This window comes from Phyllobacterium sp., assembly GCF_037994405.1.
Taxonomy (GTDB): Bacteria; Pseudomonadota; Alphaproteobacteria; order Rhizobiales; family Rhizobiaceae; genus Phyllobacterium.
In genome coordinates this window covers 25,305-43,133 of the sequence record NZ_JBBNAN010000344.1, presented here as the reverse complement: position 1 = coordinate 43,133, position 17,829 = coordinate 25,305, and the positions used below count along the sequence as shown (strand labels likewise).

Sequence of the window (17,829 nt, the reverse complement as noted above, 5' to 3'; positions counted from 1 at the left end):
GCGTAGCCCCCCGGCACCAAGCCTTCGTAAATTTCGCCCTTGGCAGTCGCGATTTCCTGAAGGTTCTTGAAATGGCCAAGGTGAGCCGGCGCAATCAGCGTAATCAACGCTACATGGGGACGCACCATCTTGACCAAAGGACGAATCTCGTCAGCGTGGTTCATGCCGATTTCAAAGACACCATAGTCGGTATCTTCCGCCATACGGGCGAGCGTCAGCGGCACGCCCCAATGATTGTTGAACGATGCGACCGAAGCATGGACCTTGCCGGCATTCGAAAGCACGTGCCGAAGCGCTTCCTTGGTCGTGGTCTTGCCCACCGATCCCGTAACCGCAATGATCTGTGCGTGAGACCGTTGACGTGATGCGACGCCAAGCCGCGTCATCGCCATCAGGACGTCATCCACGACGATCATCGGGGCCTTCAATTTACCGAGTGCTGGCAATTTCGCTTCAGAAACAACCAAAAGAGCAGCACCCGCCGCGACGGCAGCCGTAGCAAAATCATGACCGTCGAGCGCATCCCCCTTAATGGCAAAAAACGCCTCGCCCTTGCGCAGAGTGCGGGTGTCGATTGAAATCCCGGTAATGCCGTCCGGCAATTTGCCGACGGGCCTGCCATTCATGGCTTCGATCATCGCATCGGAAGTCCAGAGCAGGCTCATGCACCGCTCTCCTGGGTGCTTTGGCGCGCTAACCGGTCTTTCAAGGCTTGTCCAACCTCGGCGTGATCAGAGAATGGTAACACGGCATCTCCAACGGTCTGGCCTTCCTCGTGGCCCTTTCCAGCAACAATCAGCGTGTCACCCGATTTCATCATGGCGACAGCCTCGCGGATTGCCTCGCGCCGGTCGGGGATTTCGCGGGCACCTGGCGCCGCGGCCAGAATCTCGGCACGGATCGTCGCGGGCACTTCCGAACGGGGATTGTCATCGGTCACGATGACAACATCGGCAAGACGGGTGGCGATTTCGCCCATCATCGGGCGTTTACCCTTGTCACGGTCGCCACCGCAGCCAAAGACGACAATGACCCGACCGGTTGTAAAGGGTCGAACCGATGCAAGAACATTTTCAAGAGCATCGGGCTTGTGTGCGTAATCGACATAGGCAGGGGCACCTTCCTCTGTCGCGCCGACCAGATCAAGGCGTCCAGGGGCCCCCTTCAACCGTTCCAGACCGCGCATCGCAGCGGCAGCGGGAACACCGGTCGCGATGGCAAGACCTGCAGCGACCAGGCCATTGGCAACCTGGAAGTCACCAGCCAGCGGCAAAGTGATCTCATAGATTTCATCGGCAATGTGCACTTCGACGTGCTGGCGGAACCGCTCATGCTCGACACGCTTGAGTGTAATAAAATCGCCCTTCCGGCCAACAGTCAGTACCTTGCAACCAGCTTCAATGGCGGCAGCAATCGTCGGCTTGGAGAATGGATCATCGGCGAAAATGACGGCAGGCGCTCCCTTCGGTAAAAGTTCCCTAAAGAGACGCAGTTTAGCCGCGTGGTACTCTTCGACCGTTGGATGATAGTCCATATGGTCGCGGCCGAGATTGGTGAAAGCACCAGCGGAAAGCCTGACGCCATCGAGCCGGCGTTGATCGAGACCATGGGACGAAGCTTCCATCGCCGTGTGAGTCACACCTTCCTCGACCAGTTCGCGCAGCAATTTGTGCAATTCAACCGGGTCCGGCGTCGTCAGTGAGCCGTAATCGTCGCGCTTGGGTGAAACAACGCCGGTGGTACCGATACTGGCAGACGCGAAACCGGCTTGTGCCCAGATCTGGCGCGTGAATGAGGCGACAGAGGTCTTGCCACTCGTGCCGGTAATGGCGACCATCACATCCGGCTGCAGTTTGTAGAAACTGGCCGCGGCCAGTGCAAGGGTTCGGCGCGGATCGTCGACATAGATGATCGGGACCGCAATCTTGCCAAGCTTGGCACCCTTGGAGGTGACAATGACAGCCGCACCGCGTGCCGCAGCATCTGCAGCGTAGGCGACGCCGTCGGCCTTGGAGCCCTTGAGCGCTGCGAACAGAAAACCGCGTTCGACCTGCCGGGAATCCGACGTCAAACCACGGATTTCCTTCTCTCCGATTTCGGAGATGGCCAGGGCGGGAATGCCGTTCAAATCTTTTAGTTTCATGGCCGTTTCGCTTTACTCGTCACCATCATAAGAAACCTGCAATGGCGCCACTTCTTGGCCGAAATCGGGCTTCACGCCGAGAAATGAGGCAGATCTGCGGATGATTTCGGCAACCATTGGCGCCGCATTATAGGCCGCAATACCACTGCTTTGGCCCTCAGCCGGCTTTGGTTCGTCGATAATGGTCAGAACGACATATTCGGGTTTTTCGATCGGAAATGACGCGACAAAAGCGTTGAACCGCACATTATCGGCGTATCTGCCATTGACCACTTTATTGGCCGTGCCGGTCTTGCCGCCGACGCGGTAGCCCTTGACGGCCGCATTCCGTCCCGAGCCGGTTTCGCCGTTGAGCTTGTAGAGATAACGCATATCGTCACTGGTCTTTTCGTTCACCACCTGTTTGGCGACCTTACTGGCTTCTTCGACTGTGCGCGGCAGGAACGTCGGCTCGATGAGCTTGCCGCCGTTCATCAAGGCGGCCGCGCCAACCGCCGTTTGCAGCGGTGTTGTCGCCATGCCGTGACCGAAGGAGATCGTGATCGAGTGCACCTTCTTCCAGACTTTCGGTTCGAATGGACGCGCTACTTCCGGCAGTTCTGTCTGCATGCGATCGAGAAGCCCAAGGCGATGCAGGAATTCACGATGGTTTTCGATACCCACCATGTCCGCTTCCCTCGCCGAACCGATATTGGACGAGAACACGAAGACCTCCGGCAGGGTCAAAACGCGGCCCTTTCCGTGGAAGTCATGAATGGTCTGGCGACCAATGGTGATCGGATGCGACGCGTCAAAGGTACTGTTCAGCGTCGCTTTGCCGGAATCAAGTGCCATAGCGGTCGTAAAACTCTTGATCGTCGACCCCATCTCGAACAGGCCCGCCGACATGCGATTGAGATGATCCTTGTCGAGAGCATTATAGGGATTGTTCGGGTCAAAATCCGGGGCGGAGGCCATGGCAAGCACTTCGCCCGTATTGACGTTCAGGACGACGGCGCCAGCTGCAATCGCGCGATAGCGTTGCATTGCATTCACGACAACGTCGCGCACCACGTGCTGCACGCGCAGATCGATCGACAAACGCACGGGTTCCAGCGAGCGGCTGTCGGCAAGACCGACATCGCGCAGGTCGGACAGTCCCTGCTCGTCGATGTATTTCTCCATACCGGCAATGCCCTGATTGTCGATATTAACGAGGCCAAGAATATGCGATGCGGTCGGGCCGCCCGGATAGAAGCGGGACTTCTCTGTGCGGAAACCAATGCCGGGGATGCCAAGCGCCATGATCTGGCTTTTTTGTTGTGGCGTTAGTCCGCGCTTTAGCCAGGCGAAGCCGGCGTTGCTCTTCAGACGGCTGTAGGTTTGCTCGAAATTGAGGTCGGGCAGCACGGTTGACAGCAGTTCGAACGCTTCGTCCGGGTCGATGATCTTGCGCGGCTCGGCATAAAGTGAAGCGGTCTTGATGTCTGTCGCCAGGACTTCGCCATTGCGATCGAGAATATCCGGACGCGACGCCAGCACCGCGCCAGTCGGGCCATTGTAACCGGACGTATCTTCCTGCATGCCGTAATAAACGAGCCGGCCAGCGATGACGCCGTAAATGCCCATGAAACAGGCTATGGCCATGACGACGCGGTTGCGTGCGCGATTGCCGGACTTCTTCCTCTTCGCGTCAAGCTCGAAGGCGGGCGCGGTGCCTGATTCCAGTTGAGCTTTCTTCCGCTTGATCCAGATCGCAGCCATCAATAAAGCCCCGCTCCCTTTGGCATTGCATTCGGGACAATTCGCTTGGTTGGCTTTGGCGCCGCCTTTGGTTTGTCGATGCTGCCCGTCGTTGTCGTGTCAGGCTTGATCGTTTGGCCGGCATTTGCCTGCGTGATGATGTTGGCGACATCATCGAAACCTTCCGACGCAGGTTTTGGCTGGGGCAGTTCATTGATGTTGACAATCTGCTGCGCCTCGACCTGCTTCAAGTCGAGCTGACCCTGGAACGACTCAACCAGCTTTTGCAGGCGGTTCGGTTGCGTCAGCAGGCTCCAGTCGGCCTTCAGCAGATCGATCGTATCTTTCTCGTCAGTGATCATGCGCTCCAGCTTGCTCACTTGCGCCATCTGTTTTTCAGCGTCGTGCTTGATCTTGTAGGTCACGGCAGCCGCCGCGATCATCAGGCCGATCAAAATGATGTCGAAGGTACGCAGCACGGATCAGCTCCTCGCCGTTTCATGGAATATGGGCAGATTGGGCAGGCCATAAATCGAATGATCTTCGGCAAGCGGCGGATGGTCCGTGCGGATTCCAGCGCGTAACTTGGCCGAACGCGCACGCGGGTTACGTGCGGCTTCGGCCTCGGACGGTGCGACGATACCCTTGCCGACAGGTGTGAAACTGGCCAAACGCTGTTCGAGCTGCGGCAGATGACGCGAACCGCCCCCGGTGCCCGAGCGGTCGGAAAAGAATCGTTTGACGATGCGGTCTTCCAGCGAATGGAAGGTGACAACGACAAGGCGTCCGCCAGGTTTCAGAACCCGCTCGGCGGCATGCAGCGCACGCACCAGCTCGCCGAGCTCGTCATTGACGAATATGCGCAGTGCCTGGAACACCCGCGTCGCCGGATGGATCGGTATTTTCGGATTTCGGCCGACGAGCGCCTCGATTGCATTGGCAAGATCGCGGGTGCGCGTGAATGGCTCGGTCGCGCGACGCTTCTCAATCATGCGGGCAATGCGCCCGGCATGGCGCTCCTCACCGAGAAAATTGAAAATGCGCGCCAGATCGCCGGTCTTCAGCCGATTGACGACGTCAGCCGCGCTTGGACCCGCACTCGACATCCGCATATCAAGTGGACCATCCTTCTGAAAGGAGAAGCCGCGTTCTGCCTCGTCGATCTGCATCGACGATACACCAATGTCGAGAACAATGCCGTCGGGAGCGCCGAGCAGCGCGACCTGGTCCAGGGAAGAGAAAGTACCCTGCACGAGGGCCAGGCGACCGGCATATTCCATTTCCATCTTGCGGCCAGCTTCGATGGCCGACGGGTCGCGATCGACCGCAGTAACCGAAGCGCCAGTTTCGAGAATGCGTTTTGTGTAGCCCCCTGCACCGAAGGTACCATCGATTATCAGCTGACCTTTTGCCGGCTGGAGCGCCGCGATCACCTCGTCGAGCAGAACCGGGATGTGGCGGTCGTCACCATTGGTATCTGGCGTGGCATTGCCGCCGGAACCTGCCATCAGCTGCCCTCCGCAAGAACGCTCATGGTTTCCTGACGACGCTTTTCCGCCAGCCGCTGGCGAACTTTTGTACGATGCGCTTCGAACTGATCCGGGTGCCACATCTGAAAATGTGTGTTGGCGCCCGCAAAGGTCACATCCACCGAGACCCCAGTATGTTCCCGAATAAAGTCCGTGACTGTTATGCGCCCGTCCCCGTCCAGCTTCAGAAAGCCACCATCCGCGTGGAGATAGAACGACATGTCGTCCGCTGTTTCGGCAAAGGGATCCTCTTGCTCCAGACGCTTGTCGAACCGTGTCAGCAGTTCCGGCCCGCCCACATCGAGTGCAGGCAAATGTAAGGAACGCAGTGCGTAGAGCTCGCTGTGCCCGGCCTTCTGGATGATCGAACGGAACTGCGCCGGAACGGAGACCCGTCCCTTCGCATCGATCCTGTTCGTCACATGTCCGAGGTACCGGTTCAAAACGCAACACCGCCGTTTCCGCCCCAAGGGCGTCGATCATTCTCACCTCTGCTCGGCCGCTCGATTTCTTCGAAGCGCAAGCGCCATCAACAGACGTCACAGCACCGGCAATGTATGCCGCCTGCCAGCCTTGGCATGCCAAATCGTATTTCGGGAAACACCGTGTCGACTGAACGCTACTGATGAAATCAATCGATATCATGGGGCACTATGGGCGTCAATGGGACTAGAAGGTACAGGATGGGAATGGGCCATGATTCCAGCCCATTACCGGCGATTCTGAATTTATCGCTCATTAAGCTTAATGAAGGGTTAGGACTCTCGATGCCGGCCCTCCCCCGCACCTAGAGCGAGAGCGAGGGTCAGGACATATTAATATGATCGAAATGGCACCTGGAACGGCAAAAAGATGCGAGGAGAAGCATGAAGGGCGGGGTCTTCCCCCCGGCCGAATGGTTCGACACTTGAGCTTGCCGCCGTTTCGGCGTCCGCAGGATATGGTCTTTTCGCCCGGCTACATTGTCGCAAAGGCTCGACAATGGATAAACATTGCCATCGCCTCTGCTCCTCGTATCCAAACGAAAAGCCTCATACCATTTCGACCAGATTAACAGGTCCTTACCCTAGCAACGAGGTAAACTGAAATGCCAGCTGGCCTGTAAGCCGGGTTCTGTATGGCCGGACTTTCGTCCAGCGCGGCAGCCATTCATCTTGGACGGATGTTACCACCCGCCTCCTGCAACCTACCCGGACGACTGACCTGGAAACTGGTCGCCAGGCTTTCACCTGGCACGCCGTCCCTATTCGGTTTTGCTCCCGGTGGGGTTTGCCATGCCGCCCCTGTTACCAGTTGCGCGGTGGGCTCTTACCCCACCCTTTCACCCTTACCCCGTCATTCCTTGCGTCCGATCGATTCCGGATCAGGCGCAACGAAAGACGGGGCGGTTTCCTTTCTGTGGCACTTTCCCTGGGGTCACCCCCGCCGGATGTTATCCGGCACCGTGTTTCCCTGGAGCCCGGACTTTCCTCACATGCCGCCTTTCGACTTATGACATGCGCGGCTGCCCGGCCAGCTGGCGACCCGTATAAATGCGCAATTGAGGAAAAACGCAAATGAAAAAGGGCCGGACAAACTGTCCGACCCTTGTTCAGCGGCAGATTTTAAAAGGGCCTTACATCGAAGCCATTTCCATCTTCACCTTGGCGCAATAGTTGGCAGAGACCGGATTCATGCGGGTTGCACCGTGTCCGGCATTGTAGCGCAGGATCGTGCCGCACGTCGTGCCATTGCCAAGCTTGTGTGCTCCGGCAAGATACTTCATGCCCCAACGTATGTTCGTGTCCGGATTGTAGAGTGCCTCGCGTGAACCGGTATAGCCGAGACCACGGGCGGTCTCGAGCTTGATTTGCATCAGGCCGATTTCCCCGGCACTTCCGGTCATGTTCGGCTGGTAATTGCTTTCAACGCGCACAACGGCGTTGGCCAGAGCTACCGGCACGCCATAGGACGCTGCATAGGAATTGATGATTGTCGAATACGTCGTCGATCCCATCGCGGAGGCGATGCTGCCTGTGGTCATTGTATCGACATTGCCTGTCGTCGTATTGGTCACAACCGTCTTTACGCGGGCCTTGGCCTGAACGACCGGGCGCTTGTGCACGGAGACCTTCTTGTTAAGACGCTGGGATCGAGCGGCGCTTTTCTTGACGACAGGCGCCTTGGCTGCACTAACTTTGCTCTTGCTCTTCGACTGATCAGCCTTTGTTGACTTTTCATTGGCCTTTTCTTTTTCGGCTGCGGCCCGTTTCGCCTTGATCAAGTCAGCGAGGTTTGTCGGTTCCGCGGGAGCGCTGAGCGCTGAATTCGAGCCATAGAGAGCCATCGCCCCAAGAAGGGCGAAAATCATACCAATTTTTTTTGTCATCGTTTTCCGTCTAGATGCTTGGGCCACACGAACGTGCACGCCGGGATCGTTCCGTCGCCCAAAAAACAAAGGAGCAGAGCCGGAACACTGGCCAAGGATTTGACGGTCCAATGCAGCCGAATATTGATCGGCCAAATAACTTTGTGTAACTCATTGAAATATATAGGGTGCACTGCACAAAATGAGTCGAAAAAGACTTTCTTGTTCAATGCGTTATGCGCTTAGCACCGGCAGTGCAGAAAGTAATCGATGCAGGGTCTCGATGGTTGACAGGTCTGCGACTCCATCGACTTTCTGCGGGCGAAAATGGCGCTGAAACGCCAAAATGCCCAATTCTGTCGTCTTCCCGAACACACCATCGATAGGCACGCCATAGCCGTATAGCGCCAGCATGGACTGGAGCGCCTCAATTGGCTGTCCCTGATCGCCAATGGAGAAGAAACGCCCTCCCCTGATTGGTGAGGGGGTGACCCAGTGCCCCACGCCTGCATCGTAGAGTACCGGCCAGGGAAATTTCTCACCCGGATCGATCTTGCGTGCAGGCGCAATATCCGAATGGGCAAGGACGCCTTCCGGCCTGATGCCATGGCGCGAAATGATACCCTTGCATAAGTCGATGACTGCATCGACTTGTGCACCCACATATTCGGGGAAATCCAGTAAGGGACCGCCATTGACGATCTCGATCCCGATCGAACTGGAATTGATGTCAGCCTCGCCTTTCCAAAAGCTCTGACCGGCATGCCAGGCTCGCTCGCTCTCCGGCACCATTTGGACAATACGGCCGTCTTCATGAACGATGTAATGGGCCGACACTTCACTTGCCGGGTTGGCGAGCCAGCTTTCCGCAGCTTCGCCTGTTTCCATACCGGTATAATGGAGGATCAGGAGAGACGGGCGCTTGCCATCCTTGCGCGGGCCAGAATTCGGCGAAACACGGACTTCGGCGCGCAGATGGTCGGACTCAAACGCGCTCATATGCCTTCAGGTCTTTTTCGACTTTTTCCCAGGCCGCATTGATCGCGGCGATGCGCTGATTGGCAATGGCGATAAATTCTTCCGGCACACCGCGTGCAATCAGCATATCCGGATGGTTCTCGCGGACGAGCGCCCGATATTGTTTGCGCGCCTCTTCAAAACTAGCGTCGCGGGGAAGGCCCAGAACGAGGAATGGATCCGCCTGACCTCGACCGACATGCCGGGCAAGAATGCGGTCGAACTGCTCTTCGTCCAGCTGAAAGATTTCGGCCACTGTCCCAAGGAACGTCAGTTCCTTATCGTGTAACGCGCCGTCGGCCTTGGCGATATGGAACAATCCGTCAAGGATGTCTTCCAGCATTTTGCAATTGGGCTTGCCTGTGCCACACAGCGAAGCAAGTTGGGTAGCATAGGCTTCATAGCCTGCAACGTCCTGCTTGGCGAGATTATAGAGCCGCGATACCTGATCCTGGTATTGAGCCGGAACGTGGAAAATCTCGTGAAAGGCGTTGACCTCCACCTGCGTCACAACGCCATCGGCCTTGGCCATTTTTGCGGACAGCGCAATCATGGCGATCGAGAAGGCAACGCGCCGGCGCGTTTCCGGATCGCCCTCAAAGGCCGTCCGCACCGCTTCGATGATGCTGGAGAAAGCATCGATCGCGGTACTTGTAATGAAATCGCTGATGCGGCGCCAAATCGACATGACTTCGTTTTATTCAAATTCTTTCGCAATTGCGAGAGCGATATCGCGTCGAAGGTACAGTTTGATCGGACCGGTTGCCGCACCACTATCAACCAACAAAAAGGCCGGCCCAACGGCCGGCCATTTCTCTGAGAGCCAGCCCCGGTTACTGAACCCCGAGCGCTTCCTTGATAGCCTTTTCTGCTGCGTCCGCAGCGACCTTTATCTGGTCTTCAGTCTGCCCTGCAGCCTTGGCTGCATCTTCAGCCGCTTTGCGGGCAGTGGCGACAGCGGCCTGTTTCTGTTCGGCCGTCATGGTCGCGGCCTGCTCTTTCAGCTTGTTCAACGTGTCCTGGGCATTCATCGGCGCAGCCGGTGCCGCCGGGGCTTCCGTTTTGGCTGGCGCTGTGGCCGGGGCTGGCGCTGGGGCCGGTGCTGGCTGTTCGGTTGTTGCTGGAGCCTTTTCCGTCTTCTCTTCACTCTTGCCGCACGCGGCAAGCGTCAGAAGCGAAAGCGCCGCGAGTGAAACAACGAATTTGTTCTTCATGATTTTTTCTCTCCATAGTACTTAAGTGGCCCCTCAGACTCCACATTATCCAAAATATGGCAGAGTTGGGTTTTGTTTTTGTTTTCGGTTAAATTTCATGTGGATATCATCATTTTCGCAGAAATTTTGGAGTGAATAGCTCCACTGATTGCGCTCGCCACCTGGTCCTGCTTATTGTTGGAATGGCGGAAGCGGTCCGCCGAATTTACGAATCACCAAATTATTGAGATCGGACGAATAATATGAACAACACATGGGATTTCTGGATAGATCGTGGCGGCACGTTCACGGATGTCATCGCACGCGACCCAGCGGGACGCCTTATTGCACACAAGCTACTGTCGGAGAATCCTGAAGCTTATAAGGACGCGGCCATCCAGGGCATTCGCGAACTGCTCGGTGTCAGACAAGGCGATCCGATACCCTCGCATCGTATCGGCGAGGTCAAGATGGGAACAACAATTGCCACCAACGCGCTACTGGAGCGTAAAGGCGACCGGACGGTTCTGGTCATTACCAAGGGCTTTCGCGACGCGCTCAAAATCGCCTATCAGGCGCGACCGGATATTTTTGCCAAGGAGATAATCTTACCCGAACAGCTCTATGAACGCGTGATCGAAGTGGGTGAGCGCGTCAGGACAGACGGGTCCGTGGAGGTCGTCCCGGACGCGGATAATATCCGCGCGGCGTTGGCCGAGGCAAAGAGCGACGGGATCGACGCTGTTGCCATCGTATTCATGCACGCCTGGAACTATCCGGCGCATGAACAGATGGCTGCCGGGATCGCACGCGAGCTCGGCTTCGGTCAGGTCTCGGTAAGTCACGAGGTCTCGCCGCTCGCCAAGCTTGTCGGACGCGGTGATACGACAGTCGTCGACGCCTACCTCTCACCCATCCTGCGCCGATACGTCGAGCACGTCGCGCGTGAGCTTGGGATTATTGGCGCGCAAAAGACTGGAGTCTCCCCGGGCCTCTCCTTCATGATGTCGTCTGGCGGATTGACGGCAGCAGACCTGTTTCAGGGCAAGGATGCGATACTATCCGGACCGGCAGGCGGCGTCGTCGGTATGGTCGAAACGGCAAAACTCGCCGGTTTCGACAAGGTGATCGGCTTCGACATGGGCGGCACCTCTACCGATGTGGCACATTATGACGGCGAATATGAACGCGCCTTCGATACCGAAGTCGCGGGTGTTCGCATTCGCGCGCCCATGATGCGCATCCATACGGTGGCTGCGGGCGGCGGTTCGATCCTGCATTACAGTGCCGGACGCTTGTCCGCGGGCCCCGATTCCGCCGGCGCCAATCCCGGCCCGGCCTGCTATCGCCGTGGCGGGCCTCTCGCTGTCACAGACGCCAATGTCATGCTGGGCAAGTTGCGACCAGAGTATTTTCCGGCAATTTTCGGACCGGGGCAGAACGAGCGTCTTGACCGGAACATCGTCGCACAAAAATTCGCGGCACTCGCGGCCGAGATCGGTGACGGAAAAACGCCGGAAAAGATCGCGGAAGGCTTCATCACCATCGCCGTCGAAAACATGGCCAATGCGGTCAAAAAGATTTCGGTCCAGCGCGGCTATGACGTGACGCGATACCTGCTGAATTGCTTCGGCGGTGCCGGAGGGCAGCATGCGTGCCTCGTCGCTGACGCGCTTGGCATGGAAGCCGTGCTGATCCATCCCTTCTCCGGCTTGCTCTCCGCCTATGGAATTGGCCTGTCGTCGATTTTTGCGTCACGACAACAGGCATTGGTCAAAGCCTTTCTACCCGAAACACTAGGGGAAATCCGCCAGCTTTCCGAACGCCTTTCCGAGACTGTTATCGCCGAGATCGCAGAGCAAGGCGTGCCACGCGAACACATCACCTCGCGCCCTATCCTGCATTTGCGTTATGACGGTACCGATACGACGATCCCGATCGACTTCAGTGCGTCCTCGATCGAGCACGCGCGAGCTGGCTTTGAGGCAGCGCACAAGGCGCAATTCGGCTTCATCTATGAAAACAAAGGCATTGTTGTTGAGGCCGTGGGTGTCGAAGGCGCCGACGCACGCGGACGCAGCCAGGTTGAAAGCGAGCAGGAACAGGACAATTCAGCGCCTCAGCCTGGTGACACATGCAGGTTGTATTCGGGCGGGACATTCCACGATGCCGCAAGCTATCCTCGCGCCAATCTCAAGGCCGGGCATAAGGTCAGCGGCCCGGCGCTTATCATCGAAACGCACCAGACAATTGTTGTCGAACCTGGCTGGCAGGCGGAAATCACCGCGCTCAACCACGTTCTGATGCGCAGGGTCGAGAAAAAGGCGCGGGCATCGGCGCTCGGCACCGAAGCCGATCCCATCATGCTGGAAGTATTCAACAACCTGTTTATGTCGATCGCCGAACAGATGGGCGTGACGCTCCAGAACACCGCCTATTCGGTCAATATCAAGGAGCGGCTGGATTTCTCTTGTGCCGTTTTCGACCGCAATGGTGCGCTCGTGGCCAATGCACCGCATATGCCGGTACATTTGGGGTCGATGGACCGCTCAGTTGAAACGATCATCAAGCTAAACGAAGGTGATATACATCCGGGCGATGTTTTTGCTCTGAATGCTCCATACAATGGCGGCACCCACCTTCCCGATATCACCGTTGTCACGCCGGTTTTTGATGAGGCGGGCAACAACATCCTCTTCTATTCGGCGTCGCGCGGTCACCATGCGGATATCGGCGGATCGGCGCCGGGCTCGATGACGCCGCTGGCAACGACGGTGGACGAGGAAGGCGTTCTCATCGACAATTTCCGTCTCGTCGAGCGTGGCCGCTTTCGCGAAAAGGAATTGATGGAACTCTTGACCAACCACCCGTGGCCCGTTCGGAACGTTCATCAAAACATTGCAGATCTGAAAGCGCAGATCGCCGCCAATGAAAAGGGCGTGGCGGAACTGAAGAAGATGATCGGGCAATTCGGTCTCGACGTCGTGGAGGCCTATATGGGCCATGTGCAGGACAATGCAGCGGAAAGCGTTCGCGCTGTTCTCGATCGCTTACCGGAAAATTCCGAGTATTCCTACGCAACCGATACCGGCCAGACGATCCAGGTGAAGATCACGGTCAACCGCAGGGAGCGCCGCGCGACCGTCGATTTCACCGGCACATCGGCGGTGATGAAGAACAACTTCAATGCGCCGGAACCGGTGGCACGGGCCGCGGTACTCTATGTTTTCCGGGTCATGGTCGAGGGCGCAATCCCGATGAATGCCGGTTGCCTGCGGCCAATTGATATCATCATTCCGGATGGTTGCATGTTGAAGCCCTCCTACCCGGCAGCCGTCGTTGCCGGCAATGTCGAAACATCGCAGCATGTCACCAATGCGCTTTTCGGAGCCCTTGGCGCCATGGCTAACTCGCAGGGTACGATGAACAACCTGACCTTCGGCAACGATCAGTACCAATATTACGAGACGATCTGCTCAGGCTCGCCCGCGGGCCAATTCAACAATGGAACCGGGTTTGCCGGAACATCCGCCGTTCACACCCACATGACCAATTCACGTCTGACCGATCCCGAAATTCTCGAAATGCGGTTCCCGGTCTTGCTGGAGGATTTTCACATCCGCGATAACTCCGGCGGCAAGGGCAAATTTCTCGGTGGCGCAGGCACCAAACGCACCATCCGTTTCCTCGAACGCATGGATTGCGCTATCCTGTCGTCGCATCGCAACCGTCCACCCGAAGGGCTCGACGGCGGCGGCAATGGTGAGGTCGGCAAAACTGAAATTCGTCGCAACGACGGGACAGTCGAGACCCTGAAAGCCTGCGACCAAACGGTGCTCGAGGCAGGCGAGGCCGTGATCCTCACCACCCCAACGCCTGGCGGATACGCAGCTTGATCCGATGGACGCCGCCATTCTCATCAGAATGCTGGATGGCGGCGATGCGGAAAGCTTTCAAGCACTGCGTTTGCATGGTCTGCGCAGCGCTCCCGAAGCTTTCGGGTCGAGCTTTGAAGAAGAGAGCGATCTGGACATCGCTGAGGTGCGACGACGCCTCGGCGCCAGGCCGAATGCTGTTTTTGGCGCCTTCGCCCATGACAGGCTTGTCGGCGTGGCTGGATTTGCCATGAACACAAAGCTCAAACAGAAACACAAAGGTTTGCTCTGGGGCGTTTACGTTAATCCCGATTGGCGTGGCCACGACCTTGGCAAGCGACTGACGCAGGCCGTCATCAACCACGCACGCCGGCACGTTGACACGCTCCATGCCACGGTAATGGCAGCAAACACGTCGGCGCGCGCACTCTATCTTGGGCTCGGCTTCACCGTTTTTGGCTTCGAGAAGGACGCTCTGCGCATCAACGGCCAATCCTATGACGACGAGCTGCTGCGGCTCGATCTGCGCTGAAAAAAGCAAGCAACAAAGAAACGGCCCAAGCCATCTTGAAAAACGAGCCGATTGAAGTTATATCGCATGATAATAGTTAGCATGCTACTCATTATATGGCTATGATATGCCCCATCAAACTCCACATTTCCACTTTGTCGATGAACTGAGCAAAGCCAGTCGCAAGCTTCGCACGCTGTTCGACGCACGAGTCAAGCAGCTGGGTCTGACGCTTGCGCGGGCGAGAACGCTGATGCTCCTCGACCGGCGCGAAGTGCTCAGCCAGAAGGAACTGGCTGAAGAACTTGAAATCGAAACGCCGACCATGGTGCGCTTGCTCGACGGTCTGGAGAAGCAGGGCTTCATCGAACGTCGCGGCGTCGAAGGCGACCGTCGCGTCAAGCAGGTTGTCATGACGGCGCAGGGTGCCGAGCTTGCCAAGGATGTCAATCATCTGGCCCAGGAGCTTCGTGCGGAGTTTCTGCGCGATATCAACGACAAGGATCTGTTGAAGACCATCGACGTCTTGCGCGCAGTCAATCTCAGACTCGGCGATCTGATCGAGAGGGGCTAGCACATGATCCCTGAAGCGGAATTTGTCGGCAACGATCCCATCAAAAAGGAGCCGCAGCAACCGCAGGCCGTTGCAACCGCCGCTCCGGCCTCCTTGCCCATGCATCCACTCCGCTCTGCGGCCTATATCGCAGCATCGACACTATTGTCGATGACGCAAGGTCTCGGCATGAACCTGATTGCGACGAACATCCCGCAAATTCAAGGTTATCTGGGTGCCACGAATACGGAAGCAACATGGCTGATCGCCGCCTATATGGCGCCGAATGTCAGCCTTTCGATTGCGTTGATAAAGATCCGCAACCAATTTGGACTCCGGAATTTCGCCGAGCTGAGCCTGGCTATATTCGTTCTGGTCTCGCTGCTGCATTTGTTCGTCACGGATCTCCAGTCGGCAATCATGATCCGTTTCGTCAGCGGTATTGCTGCAGCTCCCCTGTCGAGCCTGGCATTCCTCTACATGCTCGAAGCCTTCACACCAGCCCGCAAGATGACGATTGGCATCTGCCTCGTCCTCACCAATATCTCTCTCGCCTCCCCACTGGCGCGGCTGCTCTCGCCGACATTACTCGACATAGGCCAATGGCAAGGCCTTTACATGTTCGAAATAGCGCTGGCGTTTATTGCGTTCGGCGTGATCTACATTCTCCCGCTAACGCCAATGCCGCGCGCCAAGGTGATCGAAAAGCTCGATATTGTAAGCTATCTGCTGATTGCCATTGGTTTTGGCTGCACCGCTGTCGTCCTCGTAACCGGTCGTCTCTACTGGTGGAGGCAGGCGCCCTGGCTTGGCGTCCTGTTGGCGATCGCTGTCGTGACCGTTATTGCGGCCGTGGTGATCGAACTCAATCGCGAAAAACCCCTTCTCGATATCGGATGGATTGCCAGCAAGGAGATTGTGCATTTTGCCGGGACCATTCTTCTCTTTCGGCTGGCCGTCTCCGAGCAATCATCTGTTGCCAACACCTTCTTTCAGAACCTGGGGCTACAAAACGACCAGATATCGCTGCTCTACATCATCAGCATGTTGTCGATGATCGCAGCTGGGCTCTGCTGCGCCGCAGTCATGTCGCCCGAACGTGTTCCGGCGATCCATGCGGTTGCTTTGGTCTTCCTCATCATTGGCTCGTACATGGACAGCCAGTCGACCAATCTTACAAGGCCGTCGAACATGTATGTCAGCCAGGCGTTTATTGCTGCGGCAACCGCCCTGTTCCTGCCTCCTGCAATGTCCGTCGGCCTTGCTTCTGCTCTCAAACGCGGCCCGAACTACATATTGAGTTTCATTATCGTGTTCCTGTCGACGCAGAGTCTCGGTGGCCTTCTTGGCCAGTCGGCATTCGGCTCATTCATCACGATCCGCGAGAAATTCCATTCCAATATTCTTGCCGAACACATCGTCATGTCCGATCCGCTTGTCATCCAGCGTGCCGCGCAACTCGCAAACGCCTATGGCAGGGTGATCTCTGACAAGGTTTTGCTCAACGCGCAAAGCATTTCCTTGCTCTCCCAGCAGGCTACGCGCGAGGCAAACATCCTTGCCTATAACGACGCCTTCCTGCTCATCGCCGCTATTTCCCTCTGTGCCCTTATCGCACTCCTGACGCATGTCGCCATTGGAGGGCTCTTGCGCTCTCGCACGACGCCCGCAGCTATCCAAGTAAGTTGATTGCCATCATGACCAGATATCTTCGCCATTCCGCAACCCTTGTTGCAATCCTCGTCGGCATTGTCGGCCTCGTGCTGGTGCTCTATGCATGGAGGCTGCCGCCCTTCCACAGCAGCATCGAAACCACAGAAAACGCTTATGTCAAAGGCTACGTGACCCTGATCAGTCCACAGCTCAGCGGCTATATCGTGGATGTGCCGGTTCAGGACTACAGCCCCGTCAAGGAAGGTCAGGTTCTGGCGAAGATCGATGACAGGATTTTTGCGCAAAAGCTCGATCAGGCGAGAGCCACGCTGGCAAGTGCACAGGCAGCACTCGATAACTCTACCCAGCAGCAACGCGCTGCGGAAGCGCGTATCGGTTCGAGCCAGGCACAACTCGACAGCGCCGCTGCCGGCCTCAAGCGCGCCCAGGCCAATTGGGCCAGGATCGAGCCACTTGCACGTCAGGGCGTCATGACCAAGAGCGATGCAGAACAGAGCGAGACGACGCTGCAACAGGCGCAGTCCTCGGTCACGCAGGCAAAGGCCGCTCTCGAGGTCTCGCGGCAGGATCTTGAGACGATCAGAGTGAGCCGCGGATCGCTAGAAGCTGCCGTGGCCGGTGCGCAAGCCGCTGTGAAACTCGCGCAAATCGATCTCGCCAATACGAAGATCGTTGCGCCACGCGATGGGACCATTGGCGAAGTCGGCGTCAAGCTTGGGCAATATGTCAGCGCCGGCACGCAGTTGATGGCGATCGTACCGCCCGATGTGTGGATCGTCGCCAATTTCAAGGAAACGCAGCTCAGCAATATTGCACTCGGCCAGCCTGTAACCTTCACCGTCGATGCGCTGGACCGCCAGCGCCTTAGGGGCCACGTCGAACGCTTCGCACCCGCTGCAGGCTCGGAATTCAGCATCCTGAAACCCGACAATGCGACGGGCAATTTCACCAAGGTCGCCCAGCGCATTTCCGTTCGGATAGCAGTGGATCCGGATCAGCAACAGGCAAAGTTGCTGGCGCCTGGAATGTCCGTCGTGGTCAGGACCGAACGAAACGGAGCATAAGGCGGGGCCAGGATAGATGGCACCACGCCGGTAGTTGCGTTCGTGGAAGGTTGGAAAACCAGGCGGTTGCCTGAATTCTATCATTCTGCTGCAAGACCGTCACACAGCGCAAATGAGTGAGCACAAGGGCTTGCGCGTTAGAGTTGAATCAATTTGGCAAGTTCTTCTCATTTTACCGTCACCGGTTTGTTACATCAGAAT

The 17,829-nt window shown here is 57.2% G+C and carries 15 protein-coding genes and 1 other RNA gene; 5 read left to right on the top strand and 11 right to left on the bottom strand.

From position 1 onward, the window contains the following. From AAAC48_RS19155 to AAAC48_RS19105, 11 genes are all read right to left on the bottom strand, one after another. On the bottom strand, nt 1–665 hold a 665-nt coding region (locus tag AAAC48_RS19155; protein ID WP_340655710.1), incomplete at its 3' end, for a Mur ligase family protein. Next, nucleotides 662–2,143, bottom strand: a complete 1,482-nt coding sequence (locus AAAC48_RS19150; protein ID WP_340655709.1) for a UDP-N-acetylmuramoyl-L-alanyl-D-glutamate--2,6-diaminopimelate ligase — start codon at nt 2,141–2,143, stop codon at nt 662–664. The genes AAAC48_RS19155 and AAAC48_RS19150, both read right to left, overlap by 4 nt. Before the next feature lie 12 nt (nt 2,144–2,155). Further along, complete coding sequence (locus AAAC48_RS19145) at nt 2,156–3,850, bottom strand: penicillin-binding protein 2 (RefSeq protein WP_340655715.1); 1,695 nt, start codon at nt 3,848–3,850, stop codon at nt 2,156–2,158. A gap of 35 nt (nt 3,851–3,885) precedes the next feature. After that, the gene (locus AAAC48_RS19140; RefSeq protein WP_340655708.1) at nt 3,886–4,344 is read right to left on the bottom strand and encodes a hypothetical protein; all 459 of its coding nucleotides are present in this window, start codon (nt 4,342–4,344) and stop codon (nt 3,886–3,888) included. Nucleotides 4,345–4,347: 3 nt separating this feature from the next. Then, complete coding sequence (gene rsmH, locus AAAC48_RS19135; RefSeq protein ID WP_340655707.1) at nt 4,348–5,373, bottom strand: 16S rRNA (cytosine(1402)-N(4))-methyltransferase RsmH; 1,026 nt, start codon at nt 5,371–5,373, stop codon at nt 4,348–4,350. Then, nucleotides 5,373–5,837, bottom strand: coding sequence for a division/cell wall cluster transcriptional repressor MraZ (gene mraZ / locus AAAC48_RS19130; protein WP_340655706.1), 465 nt, complete (start codon nt 5,835–5,837; stop codon nt 5,373–5,375). The genes rsmH and mraZ overlap by 1 nt, the downstream gene beginning before the upstream one ends. Nucleotides 5,838–6,480: 643 nt before the next feature. Further along, nucleotides 6,481–6,914, bottom strand: an RNA gene (gene rnpB / locus AAAC48_RS19125) — RNase P RNA component class A. A 95-nt stretch (nt 6,915–7,009) separates the two neighbouring features. Beyond that, nucleotides 7,010–7,762 (bottom strand): transglycosylase SLT domain-containing protein, encoded by a 753-nt coding sequence (locus AAAC48_RS19120; RefSeq protein ID WP_340655705.1) that lies wholly within the window; start codon nt 7,760–7,762, stop codon nt 7,010–7,012. 213 nt (nt 7,763–7,975) lie between these two features. Beyond that, the gene (locus AAAC48_RS19115; RefSeq protein WP_340655704.1) at nt 7,976–8,740 is read right to left on the bottom strand and encodes an N-acetylmuramoyl-L-alanine amidase; all 765 of its coding nucleotides are present in this window, start codon (nt 8,738–8,740) and stop codon (nt 7,976–7,978) included. After that, nucleotides 8,727–9,446 (bottom strand): DnaJ family molecular chaperone, encoded by a 720-nt coding sequence (locus tag AAAC48_RS19110; RefSeq protein WP_340655703.1) that lies wholly within the window; start codon nt 9,444–9,446, stop codon nt 8,727–8,729. The genes AAAC48_RS19115 and AAAC48_RS19110 overlap by 14 nt, the downstream gene beginning before the upstream one ends. 145 nt (nt 9,447–9,591) lie before the next feature. Further along, a complete protein-coding gene (locus AAAC48_RS19105) occupies nt 9,592–9,972 on the bottom strand; it encodes a hypothetical protein (RefSeq protein WP_340655702.1) in 381 nt (126 codons plus the stop codon). 242 nt (nt 9,973–10,214) lie between these two features. Between AAAC48_RS19105 and AAAC48_RS19100 the strand changes: the two genes are divergently transcribed. The 5 genes from AAAC48_RS19100 to AAAC48_RS19080 all read left to right on the top strand — a co-directional run bounded on the left by AAAC48_RS19100 (nt 10,215) and on the right by AAAC48_RS19080 (nt 17,628). Next, nucleotides 10,215–13,847 carry a hydantoinase B/oxoprolinase family protein gene (locus tag AAAC48_RS19100; protein WP_340655701.1) on the top strand — a complete coding sequence of 1,211 codons (3,633 nt, stop codon included), beginning with the start codon at nt 10,215–10,217 and terminating at the stop codon, nt 13,845–13,847. Between the two features lie 4 nt (nt 13,848–13,851). Further along, a complete protein-coding gene (locus AAAC48_RS19095; protein WP_340655700.1) occupies nt 13,852–14,358 on the top strand; it encodes a GNAT family N-acetyltransferase in 507 nt (168 codons plus the stop codon). Nucleotides 14,359–14,464: 106 nt separating this feature from the next. Beyond that, complete coding sequence (locus AAAC48_RS19090; RefSeq protein WP_340655699.1) at nt 14,465–14,911, top strand: MarR family transcriptional regulator; 447 nt, start codon at nt 14,465–14,467, stop codon at nt 14,909–14,911. 99 nt (nt 14,912–15,010) lie between these two features. Beyond that, complete coding sequence (locus tag AAAC48_RS19085) at nt 15,011–16,579, top strand: MFS transporter (protein ID WP_340655714.1); 1,569 nt, start codon at nt 15,011–15,013, stop codon at nt 16,577–16,579. Between the two features lie 8 nt (nt 16,580–16,587). Next, entirely contained in the window at nt 16,588–17,628 is a 1,041-nt protein-coding gene (locus tag AAAC48_RS19080; RefSeq protein ID WP_340655698.1) for an HlyD family secretion protein, read from the top strand. The last annotated feature ends 201 nt before the right edge of the window (nt 17,629–17,829 follow it).